This window comes from Variovorax sp. efr-133-TYG-130 (genome assembly GCF_030208835.1).
Taxonomy (GTDB): Bacteria; Pseudomonadota; Gammaproteobacteria; order Burkholderiales; family Burkholderiaceae_C; genus Variovorax.
Map to the genome: position 1 here is coordinate 12,335 of NZ_JARVTD010000031.1, position 16,313 is coordinate 28,647.

The window sequence follows — 16,313 nt, forward strand, 5'->3', positions numbered from 1 at the left end:
CCGATGCAGACCGAAGCCAACCACACCGATCCCGCCGGCGCACCGACGCATACGCCCCCCGCCGCACGGCGCTCGCGCACGCGCCGCGCGCTGCGCGCATTCGCCTGGACCGTGCTCGGCCTGTTCGTGGCCGTGCTGCTGCTGGGTGCGGGCGCGTGGTGGTGGCTGGGCTCCAACAAGTCGCTGGCCTTCGCGCTCGCCCAGGCGGCGCAGCGCCTGCCCGCCGGGCAGACTCTGGAAAGCCGCGACGTCACCGGCTCGCTGCGCACCGGCGGCCACATCGGCTGGCTCAAGTACCAGAGCGAGAGCATCGCCGTCGAGGTGAACGACGCCACCATCGGCTGGCAGCTCGCGCCGCTGTTCCAGCGCAAGGTGCAGCTCGGCGAGGTGCACGCGAAGCAAGTGCTGATCGAAAAGCGCGGCCCGCCGAGCGACAAGCCCGCGGAGCCGCTGCAGCAGCTGGCGCTGCCGGTCGATGTCGACGTGCCCTTTCGCATCGACGAAGTGCGCTGGGCCGGCCCGCCCGCGCTGCAGGCGCTCAACCTGTCGGGCAGCTACAGCTACAAGGCCGCCGAGCATGCGCTCGAAGTGAAGGGCGTGGACATTGCCGACGGCCACTACAGCGCGCGCGTCAAGCTGCAGGGCCCCGCGCCGATGGCGATCGAGGCCTCGCTCAACGGCCGCGTGAAGGCCCCGCTCGCCGAGGACCGCGACATCGACGTGCTGGCCGAAGCCACCGTCAAGGGCACGCTCGCAGACACCGAAGCCCGCCTGCAGGTGGCCGCCGAGCTAAAGCCCGCAGAGGAAAACGCCGACGCCCCGATGGAAGCCAGGCTGCAGGCGCAGATCGCGCCGTGGCTGCCGCAGCCGGTGATCGACGCCAAGGCCGACCTGCGCAACGTCGACGCCTCCAGCCTGTGGCCCGGCGCGCCGCAGACCCGGCTCACCGGCACCGTCGAACTCACGCCCGACGCCGACACCGGCCCGGCCGCATGGAAGGCATCGGCCGACATCCGCAACAGCGTGGCCGGCCCGTGGGACGAAGAAAAGCTCCCGGTCGAACAGGTGCAGGCCCGCGTCGGCTTCGACGGCACCAGCTGGACCATTCCCGAAGCCACCGTGCGCGCGGGCGGCGGCCGCATCGACGCGGCCGGCAAGTGGAGCCCCGCGCCCGCCCCCTGGCAGGCCCAGGCCACCGTGCGCGGCGTGCGGCCCGGCGCGCTGTACAGCGAGCTTTCCGGCGCGCCGGTGAGCGGCACGATCAAGGCCGAGCAGAAGGAAAGCACCATCAGCTTCGACGCCGCGCTGCGCGCCGAAGGCGGCGCCGGCAGCAAGGCGCTGCCCGGCTTCGCGCTCGACCGTGCCCTGGCCCAGGGCCAGTGGAAAGACCAGGTGCTCGACCTGCGCACCCTGCGCATCGAAGCCCAGCGCGCCAGCCTCGACGGCAAGCTGCAGGTGCGTGTGGCCGACCAGGCCGGCAGCGGCAAGCTCAACCTCGTGTTGCCGGGCGGCAGCGCGCAGGTCGAAGGCCGCATCGCGCCCACCACCGGCGGCGGCGACATCAAGGCCAGCATCGACGATGCCGACGCCGTGCAGCGCTGGGTGCAAAGCCTGCCGGGGCTGTCGAACGTGTTCGCGAACGCCAGCGCCAAGGGCTCCGCCAGGCTCGATGCAAGCTGGCAGGGCGGCTGGCAGACCATCCAGCGCCGCCTGCAGAACGCGAACGCGCCCGCACAGCGCGGCATTGCCGAGCCCACGCTCAAGGCCATGCTGGGCGTGCCCAAGCTCGACCTTCTTTTGCCGGCCTCGGCGCCCGGCGCCGCCGCCACCGCCGTGCAGCTGAACGGCCTGCGCGCCGAACTCGCGGGCAGCCTTGCGCAAGCCAGCCTCACGCTGCAGGGCGAAGCCACCACCGGCACCCAGAAATTCACCATCGACACCCGCGCCAGCGGCGGCCTCGCGGGCACCGACCAGTGGCGCGCCGCGCTCGCCAGCCTGCGCCTGCAGGCCCAGGACAGCGCCCGCCCCGGCGCCCCCTGGGTGCTGGAGCTGAGCCGCGAGGTGACGGCCACCATCCGCAGCACCAGCGGCAACGCCGCGCGGCTGGATGTCGAAGCATCCGCCGCCGCGGCCACCCTGCGCGGCCCCGTGCCCGGCACGGTGCGCATCGACTGGCAGCCGCTGCGCTTCAGCCAGAGCGGCGCGGCGCCCAACCGCGTGTTCCGCGTGCAGTCCAAGGGCCAGCTGCAGGGCCTGCCCATGGCCTGGGCCGGCGCGCTCGGCGCCAACACCACGCTGGGCGAGTACGGCATCAGCGGCGACCTGATGTTCGACGGCGACTGGGACATCGACGCCGGCGACACGCTGCGCGCCAAGGCCCGCATCGCGCGCCAGAGCGGCGACATCCGCGTGCAGGCCGGCGAGGCCGCGCTGGTCACGCGCATCGTGAGCACCGGCACGGGCACCGCCAGCGAACGCACCATGAACTCCGCCACCGCCCCCAACGGCGTGGAGGCCCCCAGCACCCCGGCCGGCCTGCGCCAGGCCGAACTGCGGCTCGACGCCCAGGGCGACGCCGTGCGCGCCACCCTGGCGTGGGACAGCGAACGCGCCGGCAAGATCAACGCCGACATCGACACCCGCGTACAGCAGCGCGCCGGCGGCTGGCAGTGGGCGCCCGACGCGCCGCTGGGCGGCACCATCAAGGCCAGCCTGCCTAACCTGGGCGTGTGGTCGATGCTCGCGCCGCCGGGCTGGCGCATTGCCGGCACGCTCGACGCCGCCGCCACCCTGTCGGGCAACCGCGCCGTGCCGCGCTGGAACGGCACGCTGGGCGCCGACAAACTCGCGCTGCGCGCGCCGGTCGAAGGGCTGGACCTGCGCGACGGCCGGCTGCGCGCCTCGCTGAACGGCGAGCGCGTGGAAATCACCGAATTCACACTCAAGGGCGGCGCCGGCAGTTCCGCGCGCATTGCCGGCCAGAGCGGCAACCGCAGCACCGCGGCCAGCGAGGCCCGCTCCGACGGCGGCACGCTGTCGGCCACCGGCGACCTCAGCTGGGGCCCGGCCAGCGGCACCGCATCGGGCGTGCGCATGGCCATGCAGGGCCAACTACGCGCGCTGCGCGTGCTGGTGCGCACCGACCGGCAGGTCACGCTCTCGGGCGACCTGCAGGCCAAGCTGGACAACGGCCAGTTCACCGTGCGCGGCAAGCTCAGGACCGACCGCGCCGTCATCATCCTGCCCGACGAAACCGCGCCCAGCCTGGGCAGCGACGTCGTCGTGCGCTCCGCCGCCAAGGACCGCGAGGCCGCCGAGGCGGCGAAACGCGAATCCGAGCGCGCCGACGCCCAGGCCGCAAAGCCGCAGACCGCCAAGCCGCCGGACATCGTCGTCAACTTCGACCTGGGCGACGACTTCGCGGTGCAGGGCCGCGGCATCACCACCCGCCTGGAAGGCGACCTGGAAATCCGCAGCACCCGGCTGAACGCCCCGCCGCGCATCACCGGCGAGGTGAAGACCGTGAAGGGCCAGTACCGCGCCTACGGCCAGCAGCTCGACGTGGAAACCGGCGTGGCCCGCTTCAACGGCCCCTTCGACAACCCCGCGCTGGACATCCTGGCCATTCGCCCGAACCTGTCGCAGCGCGCGGGCGTGCAGATCACCGGCACCGCGCAGTCGCCGCGCGTGAAGCTCTACTCGGAGCCTGCCCTGTCGGACGCCGAAACCCTGTCATGGGTGATTTTGGGCCGCGCATCGGCCACCAGCGGCGGCGAATCGGCGCTGCTGCAGCAGGCCGCGCTGTCGCTGCTCGGCAAGATCGGCGGCAGCGGCTCCGGTGGCAGCCTGGCCAGCCGCTTCGGGCTGGACGAACTGGGCTTCAAGGGCCCGGGCAGCGGCGGCGACCTGCGCGAATCGGCGGTGACGCTGGGCAAGCGGCTGTCGAAAGACTTCTACATCACCTACGAGCGCAGCATCGGCGGGACCTTCGGCACGCTGTTCATCTTCTACGACCTCACCACCAGACTCACGCTGCGGGGGCAGGCGGGGCAGACGAGCGGGCTGGATCTGATCTATACGGTGAAGTACGACTGACCGGGAAGGCGTGCCGCCAAGCTGGTAAAGTGCGGGCCGCTGCCCTCTGTCTTCGTAGTTCAATGGATAGAACGGGGTCCTCCTAAGACTCAGATACAGGTTCGATTCCTGTCGAAGGCACCACACATAGTCAGCATCCAAAAGCCGCTAGCTCCTCAGCCGTGCGTTTTTTAGTCAGCGGGTGTTTCCACCGCTATGCCGCCTTGAGCATCGCGGCCTGCAGGTCCCAGATAGCAGACCATCTGTCGCCGGCAAATGCGCAGGAAGCAAATAAAACTTTCTCTATGTTCCAGCGGCAGCCCCGCGCGCGCAGTGCTACGTGCGCCGTTGATCGCAGAACCGCGCCATCTGCTGAGCTACTGGTGAATCGTGCGCCTTGGACAGTGCCCCTGCCGCTTTCTCAGCTGCAAGCAGGTGCGCTTGAAAAGCAGCCCACGTTTCACCTGATCCTGCAATAGCGCAGGCACGCCCCAAAATTCAAAATTGAGGCAAGAAGAGCGTTACTTTGTTGTCGGACAGCCATCGGATTGGCTCGTGCGACGGCAACGATAGTGGCGTCCAAACGCGCCTTGGTGCATTATTTCCACGTAGGAGGGAAGTTTGCATGCAACTCGATATGGAATTGCGCAGTGCGCTGGAAGCGCTTAGCGAACTCTCGGCGCAGACGCCCTCCTGGTCCTCTGTTCTTTCGACAGCCAATCGATTGGTGGGGAGCGATGCAGCTGTGCTCATCATCTTCAATGGCGAAGACGTCGTCGACGTCCAGCAGTCTGGAGCTGACGCCGCGGCGGTCCGAGACTATGAAGACCATTTCCATACCGAAGACGTGATGACGCTACCTGGAGTGGCTAAGCCACCGGGTACTTGGCTCGATACGCAGATTCTTATTCCTGAACCGAAGCGGCAGCGTAGCGCCTACTACGTCGACTTCATGTGCAAGCACCGCATGAGGCAGCTTTACTCGTTTATTTTTGAGAATGGTCCCAGCCGTCGAACCAGCTTGGGCTTTCAGAGAGAGTCGTCGAAGGATGGGCTGTTGTCCTTCCTTAACAGTGAGCGGATTCGTACATATACGCAGGCATTGCAACAAGCCGTGGAACGGCGGCGGGCTCACGCAGCGTCGTGGTTGTCAACCACAGACACCGCTTTTGACGCTTTTGCCGAGGCCAGTTGCTTGGTACACAGCTCGGGCCAGATCGTCCATGCATCGCCGGCAGCGAAGGAGCTATTCGATTCGCGAAGCGGCGTCATCGTTACAGGTGGCCGGATTTCTCACCATGGCCTGGCCGAACGTTCGCGGTTGGAGGCCACCTTGCTTGAGGCGAGTGTCACCGGCCAGGTTCGGCAGCTCGTTTTCCGCGACTGCCGCACGGGCCTGCCGGTTCATCTGGAACTGGTGCGCGCCAATCCGCTGCTTCGCCTTGGTGAAGAGCCGTTGGTTTTCATTCGACTTCGCCGCGCCGCACAGCGGACAGTGGCATCGCCAGAGCGGCTTTTGCAGGAGCTCGGTGTCACGCTGGCGGAGGCGCGCGTCCTGCATGCGCTGGCCTCTGGAGTTTCAGTGAGCAATTACGCAAGAAACAGCGGGGTGTCCATCCACACCGTGAGAAAGCAGGTAGCGACATTGATGCTCAAGATGAATTGCACAAGACAGATCGATCTGGTTCGCGCCGCGCTCGAAATTCAGGACTGAGAGGAGCATAAGTCTGCTCCCGTAACTCATTTTGATGATGCCCTCGTGCCGATTTTTCTGAAGACTGCGCGGCTGTGGAAACACGCCATTCAGTAATACAGATTTTTTCGCGAGGAGCCAAAAATGAGAGAGTCGATCAGACGACAGTTGTTGTGCATTGCCGGGGCCGGATTGCTGGCCGTAGGTGGCTGCGGCGGGGGCGGGGGTGGAGACGGCGGTGGGTTCTTCTTGCCCCCGGCCAGCACATCAGGATCCCCAGCACCGCCCGCCAAAGGCACGGCCACGCCCACGACACTTGCCGGCGTCGCGGCGACCGGCGCACCCTTCGCCAAGGCGGCCATCACCATCGCCGATGCCACTGGTGCCACCGTTTGCAATACCGAGACAGATGACAGGGGTGTCTACAGTTGCTCGCTGCCGGCAGGTACCAAGGCACCGCTGGCCGTCCGCGCATCGAGAGACGATCAGGTCTTTTACAGTGTGGCAGCAACAACGTCCGGCATCGCGAATGTCACGCCTCTGACCACCGTCGTGGTGTCCCGGCTCTCACCAAACGGAAATCCCGCAAGTCTTGTCGGTGCGCTGCAGAGCAAGCCAGAGACTGTCACCCCCGAAACGCTCTCCGAACAGGTGGCAGCGTTGAATGCTGCCCTGCAGCCAGTTCTCGGCAGCCTGGGCCTGACGGCGGGAAACTTGCTGTCCGATGTCATGGTGGCCGATGGCACCGGACAAGACAAGCTGCTGGACTCTTTGAGCGTCACGGCTCGCCCGGACGGTACCGCCGCCAATATCGAGATCACCGTCAAGACGGCTGACGGCACGCCGGCCAGCATTCGTTTTCGTAGCGACGATGCCAGCATTCCTAAGATTGACGCCGCAGTAAAGGTGGCTGACGTACCTCCACCGGACGTACTGGCAGACTTGTTCAAACGCCTTACCGACTGCTACGGCGTGCCGCTGACGCAACGGGTGCGTACAGCCAGCGACGATTCCGGTAACGCTGTGGGCGGGCCTGCGGACATTGCCGCAAGCGTTTGCCGCGAACTCTTCGTTGGCGAAGACCCTTCGACCTTCTATAGCAACGGGGCCACAGTAGGTCGATCAGCCTCCAACACCGGAGCGTTTGCGAGCCTGTTTCGCGGCGGCGCCACTGGGCTCCAGTGGGATCAGGGCAATGTAGAGTTTTTCCGGCCGAACGGCGACATGGTGCTGAGCTACCGCACGAAGGATGCACAGGGTGCCACCGCCTTCGAAACGCTGGGCGCGCGCAAGGTCAACGGCAAGCTCAAGCTCGTTGGCAATGGTTATGCATATCGGGCTACCGTGCAGCCGTACCAGCAGCGACGGGACTTGCTCAACACTCCCGGGTTCAGCCACTACGGCTCGGGGTATGACGTAACCATCCCCAACCTCACTGACAACAACGGCAATCCGATTTTCCAGAAGGCCGTGGTGACAGCACCATGGGGAACGCAATTGACTTTCCTGCCCAGCGTTGGCTATTCGTCACTGAGATTCGGCAAGCCCAACGGCACCGTTACAGGAAGCTCGGTGTACCGGTTGCGAGGCGAATACGTGAGCGCAAGCACCGGGGGAAATCCGGCCGACAAGGAAGGTTCACTGACCTATGCGGAGCCTCCGTACAGCGACATGCAAATCGCAGCGCTGACTAACCAGGGTGTCTGGAGTATCGAGTTCTTTCATACGGACACTGCCAAGCCCAATGTGACACAAACAACCCGCACGCTTTCTCGTGCGCTGACTATTGGAGAATTGCGGCAGTGGCCGCTGGCACGCTTATCGGATGGGTTGCGTGACTTCCTGAAGGCCGGTTCGAGCACCGGCTATCTTCTTGTAAACGCGCCAATGTCGCTCAATTTCAGCGGTCCCTCCGACGGCCAGGATGGCTGGGTAGTTCCTGAAGGAGCGTTGCCGCCCACTCAACTCTCGGTGTTTGGCAATGCGCCCTACGGCAGCACCACTGCAGGTCAGAACGGCGCTGGCTTCAACGATTCATCGACGTTCCCGAGCAGCGCCCGCAAGACGGTCGTCTACTGCTCAGCGCAGACGGCATCTGACAAGCACTGCGACAGCAGCGACGCCACAAAGTACGCGAAGAACTCGACACTCAACACCTTCCAGCTACAGGGCACAAACCGGAAGCAAATGGAGTTCAGCACATCGATCGGGGTATACAAGCTGCAATAAAGCTGATGAGGCGGCTGCCCGGCCAATGGATCGGGCGGCGGTCTTCAACTGATTCAAGAAAGTCGGCGGCACACGTCAAGCACTGTGCCTCGCGCCCGCTACGCGCAAGCCCAGAACTTGCGCTGCGTATTTTCCGACCGGCTCATGTCTCCATAGGCGCAGAGAAACCGCTCGCCCTGATCGTGCAAGAGGAATAAACCGACGAGCCCTCTCCCGGCAAGTACCGACACGTGAAAACGAGGCGAGTGGCGGAATGGCAAGTCGAGTTTCTTACTCGTCCGCGCCGGACGCCGCGCACGATTCCAGACTTCCTGGCTCCAGATGCGCCACCGAACCGGCTTGCGATCATTCGTGGGCAAGCCCGACCGCGCCGACAGCGAGCGCTGAACTTCACCATTCGCGGGACTCGGCGCTCTCCTTGCCTGCTGGTGATTGCCAACGAAGGTCATCCCTTTGTGACGCGACATCGCCGAGTGTCACTTTCCCATCCGATCCGAGAACTACTGGGCATTCCCTGTTGCCTATGCGCCCCCATTCGTCTCTACAGTAAACGCCCTCGTCCCCCAACACCCCACCAAGTGGCCAAGGAGCGCATCCCCCTCAAGCACCCGAACGAATGAACCGCACCGCCTCGCAGCGGGTCATCGGCGCGCCGCCGCATCGATGCAAATGCGAGGTATCAAAAGGCGACGGCCGGGATGCGTCAACAACCCGGCCGTCTGACCAAGTGAAGTGCCCAAACCTCGAAAAGGAAGCACCCCAAATGGCTACCCCAAATATAGCCCGCCCCTCCACGCCCCTGGCTCACGCAGAGGCCCCGCCCGACGCAGCAACGCTCCTGGAGGAAAAGAGCACGCAGCTCTATTCGCTGCTCTGCTACTGCCACGGCAACGGCCCGCCGCAGCAGGAAGACGCAGGACCGGAACATCGCGGCAACGTGTTCTGGCTCGCATCGGAATTGGCGAGAGAAGTGATGAACCTGATCCAGGTCTGCATCCCGCGCGAGCGATAAGGGGCAGGCAGCAGCGGCCGATCCCAAAGCTAACATCGCCCGCACCGCAAGCACCCGCTTGTGTTCCCTGCCTTCGTTCCGCCATGTCCCTCACCCTGCAGTTCATCGCCGCCATCGCCCTGCTGGCCGCGCTTCACATCACCGTGATGGCCGTCCTCGCGCGCGTGCTCGGCATCACGGTTCGCGAGGTGTCGCTGGGCTTCGGCCCGACTCTGCTGTCCATGGGCATCTTCCGCCTGCGCGCGCTGCCGTTCGGCGGCGCGGTCATGCTCAAGAACACGCTCACCGACACCAAGCCGAACAACGCCGCGCCCGATTGGGCCGACGACGCCTTCGACACCCAGCCGCGCGCGGTGCGCGTGCTGCTGCCGCTGTCGGGCATTGCAGCGCTCATCGCCGTGGCCTTCGCGTTGCGGCCCGACGCGGCATGGGGCAGCATCGTCAACGGCTTTGCGCAGATCGTCACGGGCGCGCTCTCGCCGCTCTCCACCGCGCAGCATCTGCTTGGCGGCGCGACGCATGCAGGGTCGCTCGGCTTCGCAGCGCTGCTCGGCATGCTCGCAGCGAAGTTCGCCGCGCTGAACCTGCTTCCGCTGCCGACGATGGGCGGCGGCCAGGCCTTGCTGGCGTTGCTCGACCCGTGTCCGCACGATCAGCCGCGCTGGAAGGAGCTGCTGATGCAATGGTCCGCGTGGCTGGCGATCGCGCTGGGCGCGGCATGGATCGTGGCCATCGGCGTGCTCCTCGCACGCTGAAGCAAAGACGAAGAAAGCAAGGCCGCAAAGTCCTGCGGCCCCAACTGTTAATTCCCGGTAACACGGCACGGCTCCAATCGGGCGCGGGAACGTTCCCAGCCTTCTTCTTCATCGCAGCCCCCGTGACTTCCGCCACCGACCCGCGCCCTCCCCGCCCCCTCAACATCCTCGGCCGCCGGCTGCTGGCCACTTTCAGCGTCGTGCTGCTGCTGACCCTTGCGGGCTCGGGCATCGGCATCTGGTCGCTGGCCAAGGTGACCGGCGCCACGCATGAAGCCATCCAGCACAACGGCGTGTCCGAACGCCTGGTGGTCGACGCCTACCGGCTGCAGGCGATCAACGCCGAGCGCTACAAGGCGATGGCGCTGAGCTCCGAGCCCGAGGTCGGCGAGATCCTCGCGGCCGACATCCAGGCGACGGAGAAGCAATACAACGCGCTGATGCAGCAGGTCGGCCAGCGCCTGAAGTCCGAGCCCGACCGCGCATTGCTCGCGCAGATCGAAACCCCGGGCACCGACTTCAAGGCGGCCGTGAAAGAGCTGATCGCTGCGCGCGACTCGGGCCTGACAGAGCGCATCCGCAACGTCTATTCGCAGCGCTTCCAGCCGGGCTCGGCCGCGCTGCTGGCGGCGGTGTCCAGGCTCGCGCAGGCGCAGCGCGACGCCATGGATGCAGCCGACGCCCGCATCGACGGCCTGAGCGCTTCGGCGCGGCTGGCGCTGGTGGTGTTCTGCGCGGCGGCGCTGCTGGTGGGCGCGGTGCTGGCGCAGTGGCTGGTGCGCAGCATCAGCAGGCCGATCCGCGCGGCCGGCGAAACGGCCCAGCGCGTCGCCAGCCTCGACCTGCGGCAGGACATCGAGGGCCACGCCCGCGACGAGGCCGGGCAGATGCTGCAGGCGCTGGGCGCAATGCAGGGCGCGCTGCGCGAACTGGTCGAACGCGTGCGCGAGTCGGTGCAGAACGTGCGCGTGGCGGCCGGCGACATGGCGCAGGGCAATTCGGAACTTTCGTCGCGCACGGAAGAAGCCGCGTCGAGCCTGCAGCAGACGGCTGCCGCGCTGGAGCTGGTGATGCGCAACGTGGCGCAGTCGAGCGAGGCCGCGGGCCGGGCCGAGCAGATGGCGGGCGCCGCGGCCACGGTGGCGGCGCAGGGCGGCGAGGTGGTGTCGCAGGTGGTCGGCACGATGCAGGACATTCACCGCGCCTCGCACAAGATGGCCGACATCATCGGCGTGATCGACGGCATCGCGTTCCAGACGAACATCCTCGCGCTCAACGCGGCGGTGGAAGCCGCGCGCGCCGGCGAATCGGGCCGGGGCTTCGCGGTGGTGGCGGCCGAGGTGCGGCAGCTGGCCACGCGCTCGGCGGCGGCGGCGCGGGAGATCAAGGGGCTGATCGAAAACTCGGTGCAGCGCATCGAGGCCGGCACGCAGCTGGCCGACAGCGCGGGGCAGACGATGGGCCGCATCATGGCGTCGATCCGGCAGGTGGCGGGCACGGTGAACGACATCACCGAGGCCACGCATGCGCAGACGCGCGACATCGGCCAGATCAACACCGCCGTCTCTCGGCTGGACCGCATGACGCAGCAGAACTCGGCGCTGGTGGAAGAGTCGGCCGCCGCGTCGCAAGGCCTGCGCGACCAGGCACGCAGCCTCGAGGCGCTGATCAGCCAGTTCGTGCTGCCGGGCGACGGCGAGGCCGCGCGGCAAGACGCGCAATGGCTGCCGGCCCGGGGCAATACGCCGGCCCGCAAGGCGCGGCTCGCAGCAACGCCCAAGGACCGCCTGCTGCCGGCCTGAGCAGCCGCATCGGCGAATCAGCGAATCAGGTCCATCGACGCGACCTGCGGCGTGACCTTGGCTTCTGTCGCGGTCAGCAGTTGCCCGTTCGATTCCTTCCAGCACATGAGGTTGGTCAGGCCCGAGCCCGCCGGGCCGGGCGCCTGGATCGACACCGCCTTCCACCCCTTGCATGCGCCGCCCACGGTGGTGGGCCGGTCGAGAAAAACGTACTCGGTGCCGGCGTCGATGCGCATCACGCCCACCACGCCGGGTGGAAACGGCTTGCGCGTCTGGGCGGATGCCGCGCACGCGGCGGCTGCCATGACGATGCCGATGAAGAAGATCCGCCCCATGCCTGCTGCTCCGGTGTTGTCGAGGCCGGATATTACTTTTGCGCTTCCGCCCGCTCCCGCCACGGCTTGTGCGCCCCGTCGACCGATCGCGCGCTGACGAACTGGCTGGCGCGCAGCTTCATGCGCTCGACGGCGGCGTCGAGCGAGGGCTGGGCCATGATCACGACCTCGCCATGCCGCAGGCCGTCCAGCGCGATCTCGGCCACGCCGGCGTAGCCGCCGCTCACGCCCTGCTTGAAGTGGAACGAACAGGACCAGCCGCCCTTCAGGTCGACGGAAATGGGATGTGAGGTCAAGGGCGCGCGCGCTCGAAGACTGCCTGCCATCGTGCGAAGCGGGCATGTCCGTGGGTTGGAGTTTTTGTCGGCCCAGTGTCGCCATGGCACCGGCCGGGTCAATCCCATGAACGGGTTAACTGGCGCGCCGTCGTGCGCCGCGCGCTCACACCACGCGGTGCTCTTCCACCACGAAGGCCGTGATCTCCGCCAGGAAGGTGAGCGCATGCGCCATCGTCACCCGACCCTGCGGCGACGCGAAGGCGGCGTTCAGCGTGTCGGTGTTCTCGAACCACAGCTCGACGATGCCGTCGATGGGCAGCTCCGGATAGCCGCAGGGCGTGCCCTTCACGAACTCGCGCGCGGTCACCACGTTCTGGCGGTAGCCGCTCACGCCCGGCATGCGGCGCACATGGTCGGCATGCACGCGCCATTCGCGGCGGAAGTCTTCTTCGGATTGCGCGGCCGGCCGGCGCAGCAGCGAGATGCGCTTGAGCAGGCCATGGGGCTCGGGCGGCAGCGCGATGACTTCGGTCTGCGCGACGCTCACGATGTGCAGGCCGCCCAGAAAGTGCTCTTCGTCGGCGCGGATGGCAGCCGCCAGTTCGCCGTGGCCGAAGGCTTGCGACGCCTGCGCGGCCTCGTCGAAGCGCAGTTGCGAGAAGCCGTCGAAGTCCCACGGCCCGCGCGCGAAATCGATGCCGCGCTGCAGCCGGTCGACCACCAGGTTCTGCCGGTAGGCGCGCAGCGTGGGCAACTGCGCCACCAGCGGGCCGTGCCTGTCGCGCCAGTGAGTGCGGAAGGCTTCGTCGGTCCACGCAGGCTTCTTGCGGATCAGGCCCATGCGCAGGCTGGTGGTGGTGGTTGCTGCGGTGCTGGTCGGTTCGGTCATTGGGTGCCTGTCTCCTTGTCGCTGGATGCCGCCGCCGCTTCGGCCCGCGCGCGCGCCAGGCCCGGCGCGCGCTTGGCCAGCCACACGCCGTGGCGCACCGGCCAGCGTTCGTAGCCGGGGTCCGCGCCGAGCGCGGCGGCCGCGTGGTGCGGCCAGTAGGGGTCGAACAGCGCCTCGCGGCCCAGCGCGATCAGGTCGGCGTCGCCGGCGGCGAGCACGGCCTCGGCCTGCTGCGCGTCGACGATCATGCCGACGGCCTGCGTGGGCACCTGCGCCTCGCGCCGGATGCGCGCCGAGAACGGCACCTGGAAGCCCAGCCCGCGCGGCACCGGCAGCGCGCGCGTCTCTTCCGTGAGACCGCCGGAAGAACAGTCGATCACGTCGACGCCGCAGCGCTTGAGCTCGCGCGCGAGCACCACCGAGTCGTCCAGGCCCCAGCCGTCGAGCGTGCCGTCCACCGCCGACAGGCGGCAGAACAGCGGCTTGTGCGCAGGCCATGCGGCACGCACGCGCCGCGCGATTTCCAGCGCCAGCCACATGCGGTTGTCGCGGCTGCCGCCGAGCGCGTCGCTCCGGTGGTTGGCGTTGGGCGACAGAAAACTCGCCACGAGGTAGCCGTGCCCGAAGTGCAGCTCGACCACGTCGAAGCCCGCCTTGTCCGCGCGCACCGCCGCATCGACGAAGTGCTGCACGACCGAGGCGACGCCGTCCGCGTCCAGCGCGCGTGGCGCCGACCAGCCAGGTCCCGCCGCGAGCGCGCTCGGGCCCAGGCGCTCCCAGGGTTCCTCGTCGGCGGCCATGCGCGCGTCGTCCAGCGCCGCGCCCCCTTCCCACAGCGGCTGGCTGCCGGCCTTGCGCCCCGCGTGCGCCAGTTGCACGCCGATGGCGCTGCCCTGCGCATGCACGAAGTCGACCACGGCCTTCAGCGGCGCGATCTGGCTGTCGTTCCACAGCCCGAGGTCGGCAGTGCCGATGCGCCCGCGCGGATCGACCGCGGTGCTCTCGGTGAGGATCAGCCCCGCACCGCCGAGCGCGAACTTGCCCAGGTGCACCATGTGCCACGGCGTGGCATGGCCACGGTCGGCGGCGTGCTGGCACATGGGCGAGATGACGACACGATTGGCCAGCGTGAGGCCGCGCAGTTGCAAAGGCTGGAACAGCAGGGGAAGAGAGTCGGACATGAATGGCAGGGATCAGGGCGCGACGGCCGTGGCGGCGGGCCGCGTGCCCAGCCAGGTGCCGCTCATCACGGCGACGAAGCCGAGCAGGTGCCACCACGTGAGCGCTTCGCCCAGCAGCAGCGCCGCGAACGCGACGCCGAACACCGGCACCCAGTAAAGAAAGACGGCCGTGCGCGCCACGCCGATGACGGAGATCGCACGGTTCCAGATGAGGTTGCCCGCCGCGGTGGCGGCAATGCCGGAGAACAGCACCAGCGCCCACGGCCACGCGCCGGGAAACAGCTCGGCCGCGCCCAGCCGCGAAGGCCCGAGCAGGGTGTGCAGCACCAGCATGGCGGTGCCGATCATGTAGATGACCCAGCTGATCGACAGCGGATCGATCTGCCGCGCGAGCCGCTGCACGCCCACGCCGCCGATCGCGAAGCTCACCACGCCCAGCGCCAGCATCAGGTCGCCGATGCCGGCACGCGACAGCCCCGCGCCCGGGTGGCTCAGCACCACGGCCGCCACCCCCGCGAAGCCCAGCGCCACGCCCAGCATGCGCCGGGGCGTGAGGCTTTCACGGAACACCAGCGCGGCCATCAGCGCCGACACCAGCGGGCTCAGCGCCATGATGAGCGCGCCGTTGGTGGCGGTGGAGCGCAGCAGGCCCTGCGCGAACAGGATCTGGTTGGCATAGACCATGAGGAACGCGCAGCCCGTCATGGCCGCGAGCTGCCGCGCGCCAAGCGCGGGCACGCCGCCCCGGCGCCACAGCACGATGGCCGACAGCGCCACGCACGCCACCGCCATGCGCAGCGCGGCCAGCGGCAGCGACTCGAAGGACGTGGTGAGCGCCTTCACGGCGGACACGTTCACGCCCCACAGCACCATCGCCAGGAGCATCCAGCCCTGCACGGCGGCGGGTGTCGCGCCAGGTGGCGGTGTGGACTGTTTCATTTCAGATGTTCGAGGAGCAGTGCGCGCCCCGCGAAGCGTGGGCCTTTCGGGAGCGCCCGCGGAACCGGCTCTGCCGGGCCGCAGGGTGCGCCCCCGCGAGGGGGTGTCCGAGCCACACGAAGTGGGCGAGGCTGGGGGTGGTCAACCTTCCAGTTCGTTCCACATCTCGATGTCGCGCTCGGCGGTCCAGATGCGCGGGTGGACGTGGCCGGTGGCTTCGTCGTACGCGCGGGTCACGTCGAAGGGCATGCAGTGGTCGAAGATCACCCAGTGGCCGTAGGTGGGGCGCAGCGCGGCCACGGTTTCCTTGTAGATCGCGTTCAGCGTCTTGCCCTGGGCCACGCCGTTGTTGACCAGCGTGTACACGTCGGAGATGAAGGCGCGCGTGGAGGCGATGGCCTTGCGCACGTCACTCGCGTTCTCCAGCGCGGCGCCGCGGCCGGGCACAAGCTTCTCGAAGCCGAAGCCCGCGAGGCGGTCGAGCGTGGTGGGCCAGTCGCGGAAGTAGCAGTCGCCGGCGTAGGCGGTGCTCTGGTATTCGACCAGGTCGCCGGCAAAGCAGATCTTCTGGTCTTCCAGGTAGGCGATGGTGTCGCCCTTGGTGTGGCCGCGGCCGACTTGCGCGATCTTCACTTCGAGCCTCTTGCCCAGCCACACGCTCATGGTGCCGTCGAAGGTCATGGTGGGCCAGGTCAGGCCCGCGGGCACGCTCTCGACATTGCGGAACAGGCGCGGGAAGCGGCCGATCTCGCTGGCCTTGTCCTGCTCGCCGCGCTCGACGATCAGGTCGTAGGTGTCGCGGCTGGCAATGATCTGCTCGGCGCCTTCCTTGAAGTAGGCCGACGCGCCCAGCACGCGCACCGCGTGGTAGTGGCTCAGCAGCACGTACTTGATGGGCAGCGGCGTCACTTCGCGGATGCGGCGGATCACGTCCTGCGCCATGGCCGGCGTGGCCTGGGTGTCGACCACCATCACGGCCTCGTCGCCGATGAAGATGCCGGTGTTGGGGTCGCCTTCGGCGGTGTAGGCGTAGGCGTTCTCCGAGAGGCGGGTGAACGAGACCTTCTTTTCTTCGAGGTCGGCCTGGCTGGCGAATTTCTTGGTGGTGGCGGTCATTGGAAGCGGT

General features: G+C 67.7%; 12 protein-coding genes and 1 tRNA gene. 7 read left to right on the top strand and 6 right to left on the bottom strand.

Going from position 1 to position 16,313, the window contains the following annotated elements; translation table 11 throughout:
- Nucleotides 1-3: 3 nt before the first annotated feature.
- The 7 genes from QRN67_RS25550 (at nucleotide 4) to QRN67_RS25580 (ending at nucleotide 11,565) form a co-directional block, all read left to right on the top strand.
- Nucleotides 4-4,095, top strand: coding sequence for a translocation/assembly module TamB domain-containing protein (locus QRN67_RS25550; RefSeq protein WP_285414106.1), 4,092 nt, complete (start codon nucleotides 4-6; stop codon nucleotides 4,093-4,095).
- 48 nt (nucleotides 4,096-4,143) lie between these two features.
- A tRNA-Arg gene (locus QRN67_RS25555) sits at nucleotides 4,144-4,218 on the top strand.
- 481 nt (nucleotides 4,219-4,699) lie between these two features.
- The gene (locus QRN67_RS25560) at nucleotides 4,700-5,788 is read left to right on the top strand and encodes a helix-turn-helix transcriptional regulator (protein ID WP_285414107.1); all 1,089 of its coding nucleotides are present in this window, start codon (nucleotides 4,700-4,702) and stop codon (nucleotides 5,786-5,788) included.
- Nucleotides 5,789-5,911: 123 nt separating this feature from the next.
- Complete coding sequence (locus QRN67_RS25565; protein WP_285414108.1) at nucleotides 5,912-7,996, top strand: carboxypeptidase regulatory-like domain-containing protein; 2,085 nt, start codon at nucleotides 5,912-5,914, stop codon at nucleotides 7,994-7,996.
- A 763-nt stretch (nucleotides 7,997-8,759) separates the two neighbouring features.
- Nucleotides 8,760-9,008: a hypothetical protein gene (locus QRN67_RS25570; RefSeq protein WP_081268838.1), complete on the top strand. Its 249-nt coding sequence runs from the start codon at nucleotides 8,760-8,762 to the stop codon at nucleotides 9,006-9,008.
- A gap of 83 nt (nucleotides 9,009-9,091) precedes the next feature.
- Nucleotides 9,092-9,763, top strand: a complete 672-nt coding sequence (locus QRN67_RS25575; RefSeq protein WP_285414109.1) for a site-2 protease family protein — start codon at nucleotides 9,092-9,094, stop codon at nucleotides 9,761-9,763.
- A 122-nt stretch (nucleotides 9,764-9,885) separates the two neighbouring features.
- Nucleotides 9,886-11,565 (top strand): methyl-accepting chemotaxis protein, encoded by a 1,680-nt coding sequence (locus tag QRN67_RS25580; RefSeq protein ID WP_285414110.1) that lies wholly within the window; start codon nucleotides 9,886-9,888, stop codon nucleotides 11,563-11,565.
- A 17-nt stretch (nucleotides 11,566-11,582) separates the two neighbouring features.
- Here QRN67_RS25580 and QRN67_RS25585 read toward each other — a convergent pair whose 3' ends face one another.
- The 6 genes from QRN67_RS25585 to QRN67_RS25610 form a co-directional block, all read right to left on the bottom strand.
- On the bottom strand, nucleotides 11,583-11,900 hold the full coding sequence (locus QRN67_RS25585) for a hypothetical protein (protein WP_106936816.1): 318 nt from the start codon (nucleotides 11,898-11,900) through the stop codon (nucleotides 11,583-11,585).
- Between the two features lie 32 nt (nucleotides 11,901-11,932).
- Nucleotides 11,933-12,196 (bottom strand): hypothetical protein, encoded by a 264-nt coding sequence (locus QRN67_RS25590; RefSeq protein ID WP_285414111.1) that lies wholly within the window; start codon nucleotides 12,194-12,196, stop codon nucleotides 11,933-11,935.
- Nucleotides 12,197-12,341: 145 nt separating this feature from the next.
- Nucleotides 12,342-13,067: an EthD domain-containing protein gene (locus QRN67_RS25595; protein WP_285414112.1), complete on the bottom strand. Its 726-nt coding sequence runs from the start codon at nucleotides 13,065-13,067 to the stop codon at nucleotides 12,342-12,344.
- Nucleotides 13,064-14,248: an NADH:flavin oxidoreductase/NADH oxidase gene (locus QRN67_RS25600; protein ID WP_285414113.1), complete on the bottom strand. Its 1,185-nt coding sequence runs from the start codon at nucleotides 14,246-14,248 to the stop codon at nucleotides 13,064-13,066. The genes QRN67_RS25595 and QRN67_RS25600 overlap by 4 nt, the downstream gene beginning before the upstream one ends.
- Before the next feature lie 12 nt (nucleotides 14,249-14,260).
- Nucleotides 14,261-15,187, bottom strand: a complete 927-nt coding sequence (locus tag QRN67_RS25605; protein WP_285414114.1) for a DMT family transporter — start codon at nucleotides 15,185-15,187, stop codon at nucleotides 14,261-14,263.
- A gap of 141 nt (nucleotides 15,188-15,328) precedes the next feature.
- Nucleotides 15,329-16,303 (bottom strand): MBL fold metallo-hydrolase, encoded by a 975-nt coding sequence (locus QRN67_RS25610; RefSeq protein ID WP_285414115.1) that lies wholly within the window; start codon nucleotides 16,301-16,303, stop codon nucleotides 15,329-15,331.
- Nucleotides 16,304-16,313 lie beyond the last annotated feature (10 nt).